Origin of the sequence: Alkalimonas collagenimarina, assembly GCF_030717845.1 — a bacterium.
Classification (GTDB): domain Bacteria; phylum Pseudomonadota; class Gammaproteobacteria; order Enterobacterales; family Alteromonadaceae; genus Alkalimonas; species Alkalimonas collagenimarina.
In genome coordinates this window covers 85,960-103,850 of record NZ_JAUZVZ010000006.1, presented here as the reverse complement: position 1 = coordinate 103,850, position 17,891 = coordinate 85,960, and the positions used below count along the sequence as shown (strand labels likewise).

At 48.3% G+C, this 17,891-nt stretch carries 18 protein-coding genes; 12 read left to right on the top strand and 6 right to left on the bottom strand.

Annotated elements, in window-relative coordinates:
• Nucleotides 1-87: 87 nt before the first annotated feature.
• Nucleotides 88-1,101, bottom strand: a complete 1,014-nt coding sequence (locus Q3O60_RS05605; protein WP_305892919.1) for a GGDEF domain-containing protein — start codon at nucleotides 1,099-1,101, stop codon at nucleotides 88-90.
• Between the two features lie 312 nt (nucleotides 1,102-1,413).
• Between Q3O60_RS05605 and Q3O60_RS05600 the strand changes: the two genes are divergently transcribed.
• Nucleotides 1,414-3,150: a DUF885 domain-containing protein gene (locus Q3O60_RS05600; RefSeq protein ID WP_305892918.1), complete on the top strand. Its 1,737-nt coding sequence runs from the start codon at nucleotides 1,414-1,416 to the stop codon at nucleotides 3,148-3,150.
• A gap of 80 nt (nucleotides 3,151-3,230) precedes the next feature.
• Here the strand turns inward: Q3O60_RS05600 and Q3O60_RS05595 are convergent, their stop codons facing one another.
• Complete coding sequence (locus Q3O60_RS05595; protein ID WP_305892917.1) at nucleotides 3,231-3,470, bottom strand: hypothetical protein; 240 nt, start codon at nucleotides 3,468-3,470, stop codon at nucleotides 3,231-3,233.
• A 36-nt stretch (nucleotides 3,471-3,506) separates the two neighbouring features.
• Nucleotides 3,507-3,977 carry an EVE domain-containing protein gene (locus Q3O60_RS05590; RefSeq protein WP_305892916.1) on the bottom strand — a complete coding sequence of 157 codons (471 nt, stop codon included), beginning with the start codon at nucleotides 3,975-3,977 and terminating at the stop codon, nucleotides 3,507-3,509.
• 82 nt (nucleotides 3,978-4,059) lie between these two features.
• Between Q3O60_RS05590 and tesB the strand changes: the two genes are divergently transcribed.
• A complete protein-coding gene (gene tesB, locus Q3O60_RS05585; protein WP_305892915.1) occupies nucleotides 4,060-4,938 on the top strand; it encodes an acyl-CoA thioesterase II in 879 nt (292 codons plus the stop codon).
• Nucleotides 4,939-4,956: 18 nt separating this feature from the next.
• On the opposite strand, the gene plsB is transcribed toward tesB, so the two are convergent.
• Nucleotides 4,957-7,437, bottom strand: coding sequence for a glycerol-3-phosphate 1-O-acyltransferase PlsB (gene plsB, locus Q3O60_RS05580; RefSeq protein ID WP_305892914.1), 2,481 nt, complete (start codon nucleotides 7,435-7,437; stop codon nucleotides 4,957-4,959).
• A 136-nt stretch (nucleotides 7,438-7,573) separates the two neighbouring features.
• Here plsB and lexA point away from each other — a divergent pair, with 136 nt between their 5' ends.
• From lexA to Q3O60_RS05555, 5 genes are all read left to right on the top strand, one after another.
• Complete coding sequence (gene lexA, locus Q3O60_RS05575) at nucleotides 7,574-8,197, top strand: transcriptional repressor LexA (RefSeq protein ID WP_305892913.1); 624 nt, start codon at nucleotides 7,574-7,576, stop codon at nucleotides 8,195-8,197.
• A gap of 357 nt (nucleotides 8,198-8,554) precedes the next feature.
• Nucleotides 8,555-9,700, top strand: coding sequence for a cytochrome c oxidase subunit II (gene coxB / locus Q3O60_RS05570; RefSeq protein WP_369812636.1), 1,146 nt, complete (start codon nucleotides 8,555-8,557; stop codon nucleotides 9,698-9,700).
• A complete protein-coding gene (gene ctaD, locus Q3O60_RS05565; RefSeq protein ID WP_305892912.1) occupies nucleotides 9,700-11,286 on the top strand; it encodes a cytochrome c oxidase subunit I in 1,587 nt (528 codons plus the stop codon). Before coxB ends, ctaD begins: the two co-directional genes overlap by 1 nt.
• 12 nt (nucleotides 11,287-11,298) lie before the next feature.
• A complete protein-coding gene (locus Q3O60_RS05560; RefSeq protein WP_305892911.1) occupies nucleotides 11,299-11,862 on the top strand; it encodes a cytochrome c oxidase assembly protein in 564 nt (187 codons plus the stop codon).
• 2 nt (nucleotides 11,863-11,864) lie between these two features.
• Nucleotides 11,865-12,743, top strand: coding sequence for a cytochrome c oxidase subunit 3 (locus Q3O60_RS05555; protein WP_305892910.1), 879 nt, complete (start codon nucleotides 11,865-11,867; stop codon nucleotides 12,741-12,743).
• Nucleotides 12,744-12,791: 48 nt separating this feature from the next.
• On the opposite strand, the gene Q3O60_RS05550 is transcribed toward Q3O60_RS05555, so the two are convergent.
• Nucleotides 12,792-13,001, bottom strand: coding sequence for a DUF2909 family protein (locus tag Q3O60_RS05550; protein ID WP_305892909.1), 210 nt, complete (start codon nucleotides 12,999-13,001; stop codon nucleotides 12,792-12,794).
• Between the two features lie 26 nt (nucleotides 13,002-13,027).
• On the opposite strand from Q3O60_RS05550, the gene Q3O60_RS05545 reads away from it, so the two are divergent.
• From Q3O60_RS05545 to Q3O60_RS05525, 5 genes are read left to right on the top strand one after another with little or no spacing between them, the layout of a single operon-like run.
• Entirely contained in the window at nucleotides 13,028-13,756 is a 729-nt protein-coding gene (locus tag Q3O60_RS05545; protein WP_305892908.1) for an SURF1 family protein, read from the top strand.
• Entirely contained in the window at nucleotides 13,749-14,267 is a 519-nt protein-coding gene (locus tag Q3O60_RS05540; RefSeq protein ID WP_305892907.1) for a redox-active disulfide-containing membrane protein, read from the top strand. Before Q3O60_RS05545 ends, Q3O60_RS05540 begins: the two co-directional genes overlap by 8 nt.
• A complete protein-coding gene (locus tag Q3O60_RS05535; RefSeq protein WP_305892906.1) occupies nucleotides 14,264-15,274 on the top strand; it encodes a COX15/CtaA family protein in 1,011 nt (336 codons plus the stop codon). Before Q3O60_RS05540 ends, Q3O60_RS05535 begins: the two co-directional genes overlap by 4 nt.
• Nucleotides 15,274-16,188, top strand: a complete 915-nt coding sequence (gene cyoE, locus Q3O60_RS05530) for a heme o synthase (RefSeq protein WP_305892905.1) — start codon at nucleotides 15,274-15,276, stop codon at nucleotides 16,186-16,188. Before Q3O60_RS05535 ends, cyoE begins: the two co-directional genes overlap by 1 nt.
• Nucleotides 16,178-16,819 carry an SCO family protein gene (locus tag Q3O60_RS05525; RefSeq protein ID WP_305892904.1) on the top strand — a complete coding sequence of 214 codons (642 nt, stop codon included), beginning with the start codon at nucleotides 16,178-16,180 and terminating at the stop codon, nucleotides 16,817-16,819. Before cyoE ends, Q3O60_RS05525 begins: the two co-directional genes overlap by 11 nt.
• Here the strand turns inward: Q3O60_RS05525 and Q3O60_RS05520 are convergent.
• Nucleotides 16,816-17,853 (bottom strand): polysaccharide deacetylase family protein, encoded by a 1,038-nt coding sequence (locus Q3O60_RS05520; protein WP_305892903.1) that lies wholly within the window; start codon nucleotides 17,851-17,853, stop codon nucleotides 16,816-16,818. The genes Q3O60_RS05525 and Q3O60_RS05520 overlap by 4 nt on opposite strands.
• Between the last annotated feature and the right edge of the window lie 38 nt (nucleotides 17,854-17,891).

Here is a 17,891-nt window from a genome sequence, read left to right as displayed (position 1 = left end):
GCCTTGGAAACGAATTCAGGCGCTAGTGTAAAAGATCTACTGGCTTACGCCAACTGATCAAGCCAAATGAATCTGTGTTGATTGGTCTTAGAGCATGGATTCTGTGGCGACTTGATTACGACCCCGATGTTTGGCGATTTGTAGTATCTGTGACGTTCTGGCGAGGAATTGCTGCCAGTTCTCTTTGGCCTGATACAAAGAAACGCCTAATGAGATGGTGACTTTGGGCAGGGTTTTTTTATTGCGAGCCGAGACAAATCGCAGCTTTTCGACGCCTTTACGCACCTGTTCGGCGATTTCACCGGCGGTACGAAGATCAACATCAGGCAGTAAAATGAGGAACTCTTCCCCGCCAGCTCGAATGGGGAGGCCACTGTCTTGCACGTAACTACGTACTTTGCGAGCCACCTTGCTGAGGATAATATCGCCGATGGTATCGCCAAAATCCTGATTGAATTGGCGGAAGTGGTCCAAATCGACAGCGATAGCCGCTATTTGTCGCTCTGGCTGTTCAGTGAACCACAGCTCAAGATGTTCTTGCATCGCCAACCGGTTGTATAAGCCTGTTAGCGGGTCAAGCAAGCGCAACTGTTTCATTTCTTTTAATTCATTGCGTAATTGGTGGCTTTGTTGGTTGGCCATATCGAGCTGTTGATTTAATTGTTGGTGGCTGCGGCGTACTTTTTCGGTGGCTTCAATCAGCTGCATCATGTTCAGCTTTAAAGCGGGATCCTGATGGATAAGTTCGGGCAGTTGATGATCAAGTAGCTCGAGATATTCACTGGTCGCCTCATGAGCAATATCCGTGCAACCAGAGAGCCGGCTCACCATACCACCGACTCGTTTCACCAACTGCTCGTTGTGTTGCTGGGTTTTTTCCACCCAATGGCTGTAAAGCTCAGCCATAATGAAATCATCAAAGGGTAACTTGGCAGCGACTCGTTGCTCGATGGCCTGACAAAGCCCATCATTGCTGCCACTGCTGTATTCATAGCTGACCGTATAGTTGACCGGATGAGGCGCAAGATTGTGCCTTAGAAGAAAAGCTGCAGCTTGAGAAGATTTTTCTCGTGCCAGCGCAACCGGGTCATTATACATCATGACAGCGTAAACTCCGTTGGATACTACATTGAACGTAGCGCAGTATAAAAGTACAGCTCAACCACGCGATTTGTCTGGTTGACCCAGCCAGAATCAACCGTATCGCTTGTTATAGCCTCTAACATAACGACTTCAGGGCAGTTAGCCAAGTCCTTTTTAACATTTGCTGTTAATTTATCTGACAACGCTGTTTTTTTATGCCACTCAGGTTATAAATGCGGCTAGTGGTAAGGTCAGAGCGTTGGTCGAGGCTGGCATTCGGCTGCAGGATCGGTAGAATCCATTTACAAACCAGAAACAGAAGGGGGTTGCATGAGATTTTTAGCCTATTGTGTCGGAGTGATGCTGGTACTGGGTTGTGCCAGTCAGCCATCTGACAGCAGAATGACTGATCAGCAGTTTAGCGATTTTGCGTCTGCATTGTGGCAGGCAGAGCAAAAGCGCAATCAAGCGCAAGAAGGCCGTCTGGCCGATTTGTCAGCCGAGCACTTGGCAGTTGTGGCCTCAGAACGTAAACAGTGGCTGGATCGTCTGGCCGTGATTGAGGTGGAGTCTTTATCGGAGCAAAATCAGATCAATCATGCCGTGTTAACGTATCGACTGGCGAATAGTTATGATCAGTATCGTTTTGGTGCGCATCGGATGCCATTAACGGCAGAGTCAGGTTTTCACAACAGCCTTGCGTTCATGGCGCAGCGGGGTGGTTTCCGCCAGACGGACGATTTCGAACAGTACTTAAGCCGACTAGAAGATATGCCTCGTTACTTTCAACAGCAAATCGATTGGATGCGACAAGGTATCGCCGATGGCATGACACAGCCGCAGGAAGTACTGACTGGTTTTGAACAGAGCATCATTGCTTATGTGACTGAGCAGGAAGAAGATAATGTGTTTTATACCCCCTTTCGTCGTCAACCGGAGGGGATTGCTGATGCAGAGTGGCAACAACTGACTGAACGGGCCAGGCAAGCCATTCGGGATGCCGTGAATCCAAGTTATCAGTCGTTTTACCAGTTTTTCGTTGATGAATACTACCCAAATGCTCGTCAAACGCTGGCTGCAGGGCAACTACCCGATGGCGAAGCTTACTATCAAAACCGGTTGGAGCATTACACCACTTTGCAGATGACACCAGCTGAAATTCACCAGATTGGCCTGGATGAGGTAGCGCGCATCAGGGCTGAGATGCAGCAGGTGATTGATGAGCTTGAGTTTGAAGGCAGCTTTGCTGATTTCGTCGAATTTTTGCGAACCGATCCACAGTTTTACGCCGAAACCCCACGCGAATTGATGATGTATGCGGCCTATTTATCGAAAAAAGCCGATGCAGCTTTACCTCAGTTTTTTCAGGTGTTGCCACGCACCCCCTATGGTGTAGAGCCTGTACCAGCTGAAATTGCCCCTAAGTACACCACGGGCCGCTATGTCAGCTCAAATCGTAGCACGGCACCGGGTTACTACTGGGTCAATACCTATGCCTTGAACCGTCGCCCACTGTATGAAATGGAAGCACTGACCCTGCATGAAGCGGTACCAGGGCATCACCTGCAGGTTGCATTGTCTCAGGAGCAAGATAGCCTGCCTGATTATCGCCGTTCATTTTATACTTCGGCCTTTGGTGAGGGCTGGGGGTTGTACGCCGAATACCTTGGTTTAGAGATGGGCTTTTATCAAAATCCATACTACAACTTTGGCCGGCTCTCCTTTGAGATGTGGCGGGCGGTACGATTAGTAGTAGATACCGGACTGCATGCCAAAGGTTGGAGCCGGCAGGAAGCCATCGACTTTTTGGCAAACAATAGTGCCCTGTCGATGCATAATGTCGTGACTGAAATTGACCGCTACATCAGCTGGCCCGGACAGGCGTTATCCTACAAGTTAGGTGAAATCACCATTCGGCGCTTGCGTCAGGAAGCTGAAGCCGCTTTAGGCAGTGACTTTGATATCCGTGAGTTTCATGATGAAGTGCTGAAAAACGGCAGTGTGCCCTTGCAGGTACTGGAACGACAAATCAACCGCTACATTGAGCAAAAACAACAAGCAGGTTGAGTCATCTATGCGGCCTAAGGGAGGCCGAAAAAAAACAGCAGTCGATGAGCTGCTGTTTTTTTATGTCAGTGAATTAAGATTCAGTGACGAATGGTGATTTTTGGCTCGGTGTCGATCTCACCATCTTGATCGATCGCAGCGAACCGTTGGCCTGCTCGTAATACGGCCAGGTTGCCGGTAGTGGCATGACGAACGAAAGCCAGTTCGTAGCCGTAACGCTGGAGCTCGGCCACAGAAAACTTTTGTGCCAGATTGAGTTCATCCCAGAACTGTTGCATTTCCCTAGTCGACTGGCGCCTTTCAATAAGTGCGGTTTGCATAACTACTTACCTTATTTCCAGTTACGTCGAAAAGCTTCAGTCCTGATCGTGAATCAGGCTGAGGATATTCTGCCATTCAGTGTCGGAGACAGGCATCACCGATAGTCGGTTGCCTTTTTTTACCAATGGCATCTGTTCCAGTGTACCGAATTTTTTCAACTTGTCGAGTGGTAAAAGTTTACCAAATTTTTGCTTGTAACGAACATCTACGGCTACCCAGCGGGGCTGCTGCTCAGTAGCTTTTGCATCAAAGTAGAGGCTGCTGCTATCAAACTGTGTTGGGTCTGGGTAGGCGGTGCGGCTGATGCTGGCTATACCGGCAATGCCCGGGGGCTTGCAACTGGAGTGGTAAATAAATACCAAGTCATCAAGCTGAACTTGATCGCGTAAAAAATTACGTGCCTGATAATTTCGAACTCCATCCCAAAGAAAGTTACGCTCTGGCTCTGCTGCCAGATCATCAATGCTGAGTTCGTCGGGTTCTGTTTTAAATAACCAATAAGCCATAGCTTCGTTGCGAATGAGGGTGTATTTGTTGGTATACTAGCTTGCATCCCCTTCTGGATAAAGCAAAAGCGAGCAGGTACTCATGAGTCAGGTGTTGGATAATTTATTATCATTGTTAAAGCTAGAGACCATCGAGCTTGGGCTGTATCGTGGTCAAAGTCAGGACCTCGGGTTTAAAGCAGTCTTTGGTGGTCAGGTTATGGGGCAGGCGCTGTCGGCTGCCAAGGAAACCATAGCCGAAGATCGTAAAATCCACTCTTTCCATTCGTACTTTTTACGACCTGGTGATGCCAGTAAGCCCATTGTGTATGAAGTCGAAGCGATTCGGGATGGCAAAAGCTTTAGCACCCGGCGGGTCAGCGCCATTCAATTTGGTAAAGCAATTTTTTACCTTACGGCGTCGTTTCAGCGCGAAGAGTCGGGTTTTGAGCATCAGGACGTGATGCCGGAAGTGCCCGGCCCGGATGAACTGGTGTCGGATTTGGATTTTTATCAACAACATGCTGAGCTTATTCCAGAAGCATTGCGCAGTAAGTTCATTTGTGAAAAACCAATCGAAATGCGACCGGTTGATTTTCAAAACCCTTTCCAACCTGAAGTGAGCCTGCCCAAGCGCTATGTTTGGTTTAAAGCCAATGGTCAGATGCCGAATGATTTACGGGTACATAAATACCTGCTGGCTTATGCCTCGGATTTTAATTTCTTACCCACCGCCCTGCAGCCGCATGGCCGCTCTTTTATGGCGCCCAATATGCAGGTCGCTACCATCGACCATGCCATGTGGTTTCATCAAGACTTCCGCTTTGATGACTGGCTACTGTATGCCGTTGACAGCCCCAGTGCTTCTGGTGGTCGCGGCTTGGTACGTGGTCAATTCTTTAACCGTCAGGGCCAGCTGGTTGCATCAACCATGCAAGAGGGTGTGATCCGCCAGTACCCCGTTACCAGCAGCTCATCCTGAGGCCATTCGATGCGGTGGTTATTTCTTTGACTCCGTATCATGAGATATATGGGTTCTGACCAAGGCTTGAATGCTTTGCAAGACATCAGCGTGCAGCAGCGAGTTTACTGTGGTGGTCAGCACTTTGATCTGCGCTGATGGAGCCAGCTGCCCGTCCTCACTTGCTTGTAAGTAATTCTGTTGGCGCAGTGCTCTGATCAGGGTGGCAAACAGTTGTTTATCCAGATACTCCGGGGCGGTAATGCCATGCAGCGTTAACAAACGTGCAGCCAAGGCTTGGCTTTGTTGCTCCAGGGTGGCTCGGCTGATTTGCTGGAATGACTGCGTGCAGGATGATTGCAGTAAATTCAATACGATGGCGTAGCGTTGCAACGTATCGGTGCTTATCCCTGCTAATAAACCTAACATACGATAACCCGACTGTTGCTGGCTAACCGTTTGTACTCCTTCATCCGAGAGCTCCACCAATTGATGCTTTGCCATAAAATCAAGCAATTGATCTATCATCTGCTCTGGAAGGCTGGTCGGTTGCAAATACAATTCGGCCGCCAATAGCGGAAACAGCTGCTGAACTGTTGCTATTAACTGAACTTTGGTAAGGTGGCGCTGCCTTAATAAAGCCGAGGCCAAAATAGCTGGCATCATAAACAAATGGATGACGTTATTTCGGTAGTAACTAAGCAAAATGCTTTGCTGCAGATCCAACTCGATGATGTCGCCAAAGTGATCATGGCTTTGCGTGATCTTCTCCAATTTTAACGCATGTTCGACCAACTGCGACGGTGTTTGCTCTGGGCTGGTCACTCGGCTGTGATAGGGAAGTTGTTGCTGTAAATCCAGATAAAGTTGGATTTGTTGTTCCAGTTCAGGCCGTGCCAGAGCTTTGTGGCGTGTCGCGAGCAACACCAGTGCAATTAAGTTAATGCTGTTGAGCGCTGCAGCCTGATTAATATGCACCATGATGGTCGTGGCCAGCTCGTCAACTACGGTGCCAAGCCATGCTGGTTTATGGGCTTCGCTTTCATCGCGCAGACGTTTCCAATCAGGTACCCGCTCGGTCATAAAGCTGTTCAAAGCAATCGGTTCACCAAAATTAATGTAACCAAAGCCATAATTACGGAGCTTGCGCATGGCTTTAAATACACCAAAAGCAGATTCCTTCTGCTTGGCTGATCCTTTTAATTCCTTTAAGTAGGTATCCACTTCCATCACATGTTCATAACCAAGGTAGACCGGCACCAAGGTGATGGGCCTATCAATGCCTCGCAGCAGCGCCTGTACCGTCATGGCCAGCATGCCAGTTTTCGGCGTCAGCAAACGACCAGTGCGGCTACGCCCCCCTTCCGGGTAATATTTCACGGCATAGCCTTTGCTAAAAAGCAGGCTCAGGTATTCACGAAATACAGTGGAGTAAAGCTTATTGCCACTAAAGCTACGGCGAATAAAAAAGGCGCCACCACGGCGGAAGATTGGGCCTGCTGGCCAAAAATTCAGGTTAATGCCGGCTGCTATATGGGGGGGCACCAATCCCTGATGATAGATCACATAGCTCAGCAGCAGATAATCCATATGACTGCGATGACAGGGTACATAAACGATCTCATGGCCTTTTTGTGCCAGCTCTTGCAATTGTTTACTGTGGTTAATACTAAGACCGTGGTACAGCTTATTCCAAAGCCAGCTGAGCACTCTGTCACCTACCCGTAATGTAGACTCACGGTAATCCGCCGCGATCTCTAACACCAGTTTCCGTACGCGCTGCCGGGCTGCAGCTTTGGTGATGGAGTGCGTTTTCGCTTCATCAGCAATGGCTTTTTTTAGCGCCGATCGTGCGAGTAAAGCGTGATGCAGTTGATTTCGATTCATCAATCTGGGGCCTGTCGCCGCCAATCGCTGACGATAAAAATGGATGCGCGACATGCGAAGTAGCTTGCGGGCAATGAGTGGACCATGGCCAAACTGTGTGGCCATTTGTTGCAGAGCAACCGGCTTGCTCAACCGGATCATGGTGTGGCGGCCTGAAATCAGTATGATCAGCAATTTAGCCAGCCAGTTGGGTGAGTGAGCTTCTCCTATCAACCATTTGATACTATTTTCTTTGCCTGGGGCCCGGCCCCATAAAATAGCAGCTGGGATCAGCTGGGCGTTGAGTTCTGGTTGCTGACTATGCAGTTGCAGCAACTGTTGGCCTTGCTGCAATGCGGTCGTTTTTGAGCGACCACCTATCAGCTGATGTGGGCGTTCCAGAAAAAGTATGCGATCCAGTTTTTGCCCTGCGCACGTGACCGGCTGCAGTGGGTCTGGTAACTCCAGCTGCTGGCAAACACGACGTAAAGTCGCCAGATCACTGGCAGATTCGGTATGGCAGATATAAAAAATGGGCTGGCTGCGGTCAAGTTGCAATTCCGTTATCGGATCATCGGGCAATACTTTGAAACGCACCAAAGGACGCAATGGCCATTTTAATAAGGATGCGAACCACTTTAATCGCAGCAACATACAAGCATCTCATCAAGACAAAATGCTATTTTAGCATGGCAAAGTAAAAGCATGAATGACTCCGTTCTGCGGAAGGTTTGCATTTGCTAAAAGACTGTATATACTAACAGTAATCACTGTATAGGTAACCAGCACTATGAGACCACTTACTGCACGACAGGCTGAAATTTTACAATTAGTACGCGATTATCAGGCGGAAACAGGTATGCCGCCAACTCGCGCAGAAATTGCACGCCAACTTGGGTTTAAATCTGCCAATGCGGCAGAGGAGCATTTAAAAGCACTGGCCCGCAAAGGGGTGATTGAAATGCTACCGGGTACTTCGCGCGGTTTACGTATTATTGAAGACGAAACCGAGCAACCTGAGCAATTGGGTCTGCCGCTGATCGGTAAAGTCGCCGCAGGTCAACCCATTTTGGCGGCCGAAAATGTGCAGCAGCACTATCAATTGGATGCACACTTGTTCAAACCTCATGCGGATTTTTTATTGCGGGTACAGGGTATGAGTATGCAAGATATCGGTATTTTGGATGGAGATTTGCTGGCCGTCCACAAAACTGAGCGAGCTGAGCAGCGCCAGGTCATCGTAGCGCGTGTCGGCGATGATGTGACGGTGAAACGATTTGAGCGTCAAGGTAACAAAGTGCTGTTGCATCCCGAAAATGCAGACTTTGATGTGATTGAAGTAGATTTGACAGAACAAGACTTTCACATTGAAGGTTTGGCTGTGGGGGTAATACGCAATGGAAGCTGGATGTGATGATTAATACGGTGACGAGGTCCCGGATCAGACAGTAGCCCCCTAACTATCTGAGACAAAAAACAGAAAGCGCTGGTATGACCACTTGGTTTTGCCAGCGCTTTTGCTATTTAGGGGTTTACACTGAGCGCGATTTGGATAATTCTTACACTAAGGCTGGTTATAAAATAAGTACCTAAAAAAGGGCAGCACCAGTTCCGCTTTGTGCGATAACAATCAAATCATTGTGCGCTAGCAATGCGAAAATAACTATAACGATTTCAAATCAGCAATTGCGAAATGTCAGCCATGGATCACGATGTACTATGGGCTCCGTTTCTGCAGCTTGCTTTTGCAAAATGTCAGAGGAGAAGTAACGTGGCGAAAACGAGAGGTTGGCGTTGGTCGCTACCCGCCTTGTTGTTGGCAGGCCCGGCTTGTGCTTCAGGTTCTAACCTGAACATGACCCCCGGTGTAACGGATATCAGTCTGCAGGTTTACAATCTGCACATGACGATTTTCTGGATCTGCTGTGCAATAGGCTTGGTAGTATTTGGCGCAATGTTTGTGTCCATTCTATTGCATCGCAAATCCCGTGGGGTCGAACCGGCCACCTTTCACGAAAGTACTAAGGTAGAAATTATCTGGACGGCGATCCCGGTGTTGATCCTGATCGTGATGGCGATTCCGGCGACCAGAGTACTTATTGCCATGGAGGACACCAGTGATTCGGATGTTACCGTGCTTATTACGGGTTCGCAGTGGCGCTGGCATTATGAGTACCTTGATTACGATATCAATTACTTCTCCATTCTGGCGACACCGCGTGGTCAGATTGAAGGCCGCCTGCCAAAAGGTGAAAATTATTTGCTGGAAGTTGATCGACCGCTGGTGATTCCAACCGATAAAAAAGTTCGCTTTTTGATGACATCAGATGATGTCATCCACTCCTGGTGGGTGCCTGATTTTGCCATCAAAAAAGATACCAACCCGGGTTTTATTAACGAAGCCTGGACTCAAGTCAATGAACCCGGTATTTATCGGGGTCAATGCACAGAGTTGTGTGGTATGGATCATGGCTTTATGCCAATAGTGGTGATTGCAAAAGAACCTGCTGATTTTGAAATATGGGCCAAAGCAGAAGAAGCTCGCATTGCTGAAATTCGTGAAGAAGAGCAGCGCCTATTAGCTTTACAGATGAACCTGGATGAGCAAATGGAGTTGGGTGAACGCGTTTATATGGCGCATTGTGCTGCCTGCCATCAACCGAATGGTGAAGGTTTGCCTCCGATGTTCCCGGCACTGAAAGGCAATCAGGTTACTATGGAAGACCGTGCTGAACACATTAAGGTGATGGTGGACGGGCGTCCGGGCACCTCAATGGCATCTTTTGCCCGTCAGTTGAGTCTGCGAGAGCTGACTTCGGTGATTACCTATGGCCGTAATGCCTGGGGGAATGATACCGGAGATGTAGTGCAAGCAGCTGAAGTCTACGAATACATGCAGGGGAAGGGGAGTAACTAATGAGTACAGTAACCACTGCAGATCATCATGATGAGCATCATGATCATAAGCCGACGGGGATAAAACGTTGGCTGTTTACTACCAACCACAAAGACATTGGTAGTATGTATTTAATTTTCGCACTGGTGATGTTTTTCATCGGTGGTGCGATGGCAATGGTGATCCGCTTGGAATTATTCCAACCCGGGTTGCAATTTGTCGATCCCCAGTTCTTCAATCAGATGACCACGGTACACGGCTTGATCATGGTATTCGGCGCGGTAATGCCCGCCTTCACCGGGCTTGCCAACTGGATGATCCCGATGATGATTGGGGCGCCTGATATGGCGTTGCCACGAATGAACAACTGGAGTTTCTGGATTTTACCCTTTGCTTTCTTAATCCTGTTGATTACTTTGTTTATGCCGGGCGGTGGTCCTGATTTTGGTTGGACTTTTTACGCGCCGTTATCGACAACTTACAGCAACGACACCACTGCATTGTTTGTGTTCTCTGTTCACATCATGGGTATTTCATCGATCATGGGTGCGATTAACGTCATCGTAACCATCGTCAATATGCGGGCACCTGGTATGACCTGGATGAAAATGCCATTGTTTGTCTGGACCTGGTTGATTACTGCCTTCTTGTTGATCATGGTAATGCCTGTTTTGGCCGGTGTGGTGACCATGGTGTTGACGGATAAATACTTCGCTACCAGTTTCTTTGATGCCGCTGGTGGTGGTGACCCTGTGTTATTCCAGCATATTTTCTGGTTCTTTGGTCACCCTGAAGTGTACATCATGATTTTACCTGCTTTTGGTATTGTCTCGGCCATTGTACCAACCTTTGCACGCAAGAAACTGTTTGGCTACGCCTCCATGGTGTACGCAACCGCTAGTATTGCAATTTTGTCCTTCCTGGTATGGGCGCACCATATGTTTACTACCGGCATGCCGGTGTTTGCTACGTTGTTCTTTATGTACACCACCATGCTGATTGCAGTTCCAACCGGGGTAAAAGTATTTAACTGGGTGGCTACCATGTGGCGTGGGGCGATGACTTTTGAAGTGCCAATGATGTTTGCACTGGCCTTTATCGTGCTCTTTACCATAGGAGGACTCTCTGGCGTAATGTTGGCGATTACTCCAGCAGACTTCCAGTACCATGATACCTACTTTGTAGTGGCTCACTTCCATTATGTCTTGGTGTCTGGTGCGGTGTTCTCGATTGTGGCTGCAGCGTATTACTGGCTGCCAAAATGGACCGGACATATGTACGATGAGAAATTGGGACAGCTGCATTTTTGGTGCTCGCTGATTTCGGTTAACTTATTGTTCTTCCCGATGCATTTCGTTGGTCTGGCGGGTATGCCGCGACGGATCCCTGATTATGCACTGCAATTTGCCGACTTTAATGCCTTTATCAGCGTGGGCGGCTTCCTGTTTGGTTTGTCACAGTTGATCTTTGTCTGGGTGATCATTAAGTGTGCCCGGGGTGGTGAAAAAGCGACAGCTCAAGTGTGGGAGGGAGCCGAAGGTTTGGAATGGGAAGTGCCATCACCAGCGCCTTACCACACCTTTGGTACACCGCCACAAATAAAATAAGGAGTCAGCAGCATGAATGCAAAACAAAGTACATTGATTGGCAAATTAAGCCTTCTCGTTGTGGCCATGTTTGCATTCGGTTATGCCTTAGTGCCTTTGTACGATGTGTTTTGTGACATCACTGGGATCAATGGCAAGACGGCTGCTGAACCTGTGTCGGCTGAGGAAGCGATTGTCGATACCAGCCGGGAAATAACGATTGAGTTTATTGCCCGGCCAAATCAGCAAATGCCATGGATATTCAAACCTGAGGTGCGCCGAATGACGGTACACCCGGGTGAAATTCATGTCATGAATTACCTTGCTGAAAATCCGACGATTCGCTCTATTGTGGGTCAAGCCGTGCCATCGGTTTCACCTGGCCGGGCGGCACTATTTTTCCATAAAATTGAATGTTTTTGCTTTACTCAGCAGTATTTAGCGGGCGGGAAGGACATGTTGATGCCATTGCAGTTCTATGTCGACCCAGCGCTGCCTGCTCAGTACAGTACTATTACGTTGTCGTACACGCTCTATGATGTGACTGCCCAATGGCAGCCAGATGAGCACGACAATGCATCTGAATTTGGGGAATAACAATGAATAATGAAAGTTACCAAAAATACTATGTTCCCGATCAAAGCCCGTGGCCTATTGTCGGGGCCGTCGCTCTTTTCTTTATTGCCATGGGAGCAGGCCTCTTTGTCATGGATATGGATAAAGAGCAAAGCGGTTGGGGCGGCTACATGCTGTTGCTTGGCATCGCTATTTTATTCTTTATGTTGTATGGCTGGTTTAAAAATGTGGTTGATGAGTCGATGTCCGGTTTATATAGCGCACAAATGGATCGCTCATTTAAGCAGGGCATGAGCTGGTTTATTGTGTCTGAGATCATGTTCTTTGCTGCCTTATTTGGTGCGTTATTTTATGCCAGGATGATTGCTATACCTTGGTTAGGTGGGGCCAGTAATAATGAAATGACCGGTGCTATATTATGGCCCGATTTTTCAGCGGTTTGGCCTCTACTGACCACGCCTGGTGGTACTGAAACTCAAGCTATGGGCTGGGGTTTACCTGCCATCAATACCACAATCCTGGTCATATCTTCTATTACCTTGCACTTTGCTCACACCGGCCTTGAGCAGAATAAGCGCAAGCAATTAACGACGATGTTGTTGGTCACCTTAATACTAGGGGTTATCTTTCTGGGATTGCAGGGCTATGAATACGTGCATGCTTACCGTGATTTAGGTCTTCGGTTGGATTCTGGCATTTATGGCAACACCTTCTTTATTTTGACCGGCTTCCATGGCATCCATGTGGCACTAGGAGCAATCATCCTATTCTTCGTGTTCTTGCGGGTATTGAAAGGGCACTTTACACCTGAGAAACATTTTGCCTTTCAGGCTGGCGCCTGGTATTGGCACTTTGTAGATGTGGTGTGGTTGATCGTATTCTTTGTGGTCTATGTGCTATAAGGGATGGCGTGTCGGGTGGAGTGAAGGCTCCACCCTCAATAGTTATCTTTAGTAAGGCCTGGGATTTGGTGTGATCATGCCGGTGGCTATGGCCAGTAGAATGAGCAAAAGGGCGATAGCGGAAACAAGTACACGCTTACCAAGAAACTGACTCATCCGCACCGTTCCCGGTTCACTTCTTAACATGGTGAACAGCGCACGAAATAAATTAAAAACAATAAAGAGCAGTAGTGCGATGATAATTAATTTTAGCCACATCTATTCTAGTCTCCCGAGATGTTGTTATGCAGTTTAAAGTTAGACGCATGCATGTTCATCTGCATCCGGTGTGGTTCTTGATCACTTTGACGGCATTTGCGATTTTAATCAAGCTCTCCTGGTGGCAGCTGGATAGAGCGGCTGAAAAAACCGGTCAATTGCAGCAGCAGTCCGAGTGGCAAGCGCAGGGGCCAGTGAATTGGACGCAATTACAGCGTATTGACTTGTCGCAAGCTGATTTATTGCAGTTTGCGGATCACGGGCAGTGGCTGGCACCCATGGTGTGGTTAGTCGATAATAAGATTGTCGATGGTAAGGTCGGCTACGATGTGGTGGTTCCAGTGCAATTTAGTCGCTTTGATGCCCCATTACTGGTAAATCTGGGCTGGATTGAAGGGGCTGGTAGCCGGGCTGAATTACCAGAATTTGAAATTCCAGAGCATTTAGCGATAGAAGGTGTGCTGCGTACCACATTTGGCAATATACGCTTGGGACAAAACCTTGAGGATCATGGTCAGTGGCCGATGAGGATCCAGCAAATTGAATTGGATGACTTAGCGGCGTATTTACCACAGCCAGCGTTTCCTGCTGTTATTTATCAACAGGGCGCTAGCCCGTTTGTTACCCATTATCAAGCCGTCGTGATGCCACCTGAGAAGCACCGGGGGTATGCATTGCAATGGTTTTTGTTAGCAATTGCGGTGGTGGGTGTCGCCCTGGCGGCCAGTATTCGTAAAGAGGGAAGTGATGAGTAAGAATAAGTTTTTAGCATTATTCCTGGTGTTCTGTTTTTTGCCACTCATTTTAGCAAAACTAGCATTGCACTTTGATTGGTTTGAAGGTGGTACGGTCAGCCAGGGAGAGTGGTTGCAAGAAGAGGTTTTCGCTTTACCTGCATTAGAGGCCCATGAGAAAGTCTGGCGTCTAGCCGTGGTCCCGGCCGGTACCTGTGACGAGTTATGTGAGCAAGGTTTGTATTTAGTGCAACAGATGTTTATTGGTTTGGGCCGTAAGCAGGCGCAGGTACAGCCATTGTTGGCCAGTGCAGAGCCTATCACTGAGTTAAAGCAAAGATTCCCGGTATTTACCTGGCAACAAGCAACAAATCACAGCGAGATAGACAATTATATCGTTATTATCGATGTGCAGGGTTTGGTCTTGCTTCGATACCCCCTTAGCAGTGATGAGTTGTCACAGGCCGATATTGCTCGCCACATTCGTTCTGACTTACTTAAACTGATGAACTACGATCGGATCCGCGTATGAACAAAAGCATGCTAAAAACTCTATCCAGCTGGACCTTGGTACTGACCATGGTAGTGATTATTCTTGGTGCCTATACCCGGCTCACCGATGCTGGCCTGGGTTGTCCTGATTGGCCCGGCTGTTATGGATTTCTGAAAGTGCCAATGAGCTCAGAGCGGATCGCGCTGGCAGAGCAGGCTTTCCCTGAACGCCCCCTTGAGCCGTTTAAGGCGTGGAATGAAATGGTGCATCGCTATTTTGCGGGTACCTTAGGCTTGATGATTGCTGCAATATTCTTTTTCAGCTGGTTCGGTAAAGAGCAAGGCCCACGCTTATTGCCAACTTTGCTCGCTGGCTTGGTGATTTTTCAAGCGGCACTTGGCATGTGGACGGTCACCATGAGCTTACTGCCTATCGTGGTCATGGCTCATCTGATGGGAGGTTTTACCCTGCTCTGTTTGCTAGGGCTTTATTGGTTGCAGTTGCGGCCAGAGCTCGTTGAGGGCATAGAGACAAGGCTAGCGAGCTTAAAGCCGCTAGCTGTAATCACCACCATCGTTGTTGCACTTCAAATTGCATTAGGGGGCTGGACTGCTGCAAACTATGCGGCACTTGCCTGCATTGAGTTACCTATTTGTGAGGCAGGTTGGAGCAGCCGACTGGCGATTTCAGAGGCCTTTGATTTGCACTTAGGGCATGATGATTATGAGTTTGGTGTGATGTCGGCCGATGCCCGCCAGACCATTCATGTATTTCATCGACTAGGAGCTGTGATTACCTTACTTGTGGTGGGGCTTTTTAGCGCCTTGTTGTGGCGTCGGGCAGAAACGTCTACCATGAAAAAGTTAGCGGTGGCCTTAGCGCTGATTTTACTGCTACAGTTTAGTTTAGGCGTGCTCAATGTCGTGCTGCATTTGCCGTTGATCAATGCAGTCGCGCACAACTTTGTTGGTGCTAATTTATTGCTCTGTATGGTGCTGATTCTGTATCAGTTGCGCCACCGAGCTAAGCAACAGGAGATCCACTAATGGCAATCGCAAAGCAAGCAACCCGGTTTGGTTTTGCCCAGTGGCGAGATTATTTAGAACTGACTAAACCGAAAGTGGTTGCGTTGCTGGTATTGACGGCTTGGGTGGGAATGATGCTGGCCAGTCCGTCGTTACCTGATGTGTGGGTGGTTTTGTTGGCTACGGTAGGTATTGGTTTGCTTTCAGCCGCTGCTGCGACCTTAAATCATGTGGTTGATCAGAAGATTGACGCCAAAATGGCTCGAACGCATAGCCGGCCCGTTGCCAAAGGCCGTATCAGTTCGGCCCAAGCCATAAGTTTTGCTCTGATCTTAGCCTCGCTAGGTTTTGTTATGCTGTATCTGGGCGTGAATGCACTCACAGCCTGGCTTACCTTGCTTAGCTTATTTGGCTACGCGGTGGTGTACACCATGTTTTTAAAACGTGCTACGCCTCAAAATATCGTCATCGGTGGTTTAGCAGGTGCGATGCCACCGCTGTTGGGTTGGACTGCCGTCACAGGTAGTTTGCATGGCTATGCGCTGCTGTTAGTGATGATCATTTTCACCTGGACACCTCCCCACTTTTGGGCCTTGGCAATTCACCGTCGGGATGATTACGCCAAAGTAAACATGCCAATGCTACCTGTTACTCATGGTATCGACTTCACCAAAAGTGCAATTCTGCTTTATACCGCGTTGTTATTCATCGTCTGTCTACTGCCTTATGTGGTGGGAATGACCGGATTGATTTATTTGGTAGGAGCTTGTCTGCTCAATATTCGTTTTATGCAGCACGCCTGGCGTTTAAAGTTTGGTGCCGATGAGGCTCAGGCAATGAAAATGTTCCGCTTTTCCATTGTGCATCTGATGGTGTTGTTTTTAGTATTACTGCTTGATCATTATGTAAAGGTATCACCGATTTATGGTAGCTAAGTTTTTTTATGGGGTGGTCGCCGTGCTGGCGTTACTGGCTGGCATTATTGGCTTTCATCACTGGCAGCAACAGCATGAACCAGAACATACGTTGATGTATCCACAGGCAAGAACCTTGGCCGATTTTCGTCTGCAAGGCCATACGGGCTCCGCAGTGACTCGTGAGCAGTTGTATGGTCAGTGGACTTTGGCATTTGTTGGATATACCTATTGCCCGGATATTTGCCCGTTAACACTGGCCCAATTGGCTGGGGTGCATGAAGACTTACAGCAGCATGTTAAAGAGCCATTAGGGATCTGGTTTGTCTCGGTTGATCCAAACCGCGACACGCCTGAGCAATTAGCCAATTATGTGCATTACTTTGATCAAGCTGCTGTGCTTGGTGTGACTGCTGGCCATGACCAGCTTTTTCCTTTTGTTCGGCAACTGGGTTTGATGTACGCCATGTCCAGCACAACAGAGGAACACTATCTGGTCGATCACAGTGCGTCTATCGTATTGATTAACCCGCAAGGGCAGTTGGTGGCCATGTTTAAACCAGAGCTAGCTGCTGGCCGGGTGCCGACTGTCCGAACCGAAGACTTGCTGGCAGACTTCCCTTGGGTCATTCGCCAGCTAAAGCGTGGTTAGTCGCTGGAGCGGCCATAGAGCCATGGCTGGGAGTACCAGTAAAAGTAGCCTCGTTTACTAATGGATGGAGCTGTGCAATTGTAACGACTGCGGCCTTGGTTGACCGCTTTGCTGGCCTGGGCTTGAAATGTTTGGTCATCCAGCCAGTCTGGTTCAATCACTTCCATCCCAGCGTAACAGCGTAGTTGGGCCGGCCGAAAATCTTCTACTTCTACTTTCAGCGTTAACACCGGAGGGTTGTTTTCACTGTGGACCATTGGGTTGGCATCAACATGCTGAATGATGGAAAAAGGAAGTGTGCGTAGTTTTTGAGATAAATCAGTCATATCGGCAAAGCGACCAGCTGCTGGAAAGCGTGGCAGCCTGGTTAGTTTTGTGGTCGGGCCAACAGCACCAGATTGCTGACCAATACCGATAAAACCAAGCTCTTTAACCAGAGACTCCAATGCAGGGCTAAACTCACCATAAGGATAAGCCAACCATTGGTGGCTCTGCCCTGTTTCTTCTTTAATACGCTGCTCTGCCGTTACAATGGTGTCCTTCATCCGGGCCAACCACTCTTGTTCGCTCTCATTGGGGTTAGGCTGAGCCATTTTTTCATGGTACATAGCATGATTGGCCACCAGCACACCATCATCTGACATCTGCTTGATTTGCGGCCAACTCATAACCGGGCCTGTTCGATTGTCGATATCGCCCGGGCTGATAAAAATAGTGTAAGGAAAACCAAACTCCATCAAAATCGGGTGTGCAGTAGTAAAGTTATTCTCATAACCATCATCGAAAGTGATCACTACAGCATTATCGGCAACCGCTTTGCCTTGTTGCAGTTGCTGTAGCAGCGTATCTAGCCCGATGACTTCAAAATCATTTTCTTGCAGGTAGGTCAGGTGCTGGCGAAATTCATCTTCAGTGGTGCTACTGACCCGAGGCGTATCTTCAGCAATATGATGATAAATCAACACCACTGCTGCTTGAGCGGGCTGAAGTATCCACAGTAAGATAACAGTTAACCATAGCGTCGATAATTTCATAGCACCTACCTATTGATTTTTTCGTACCAGACCGTGTT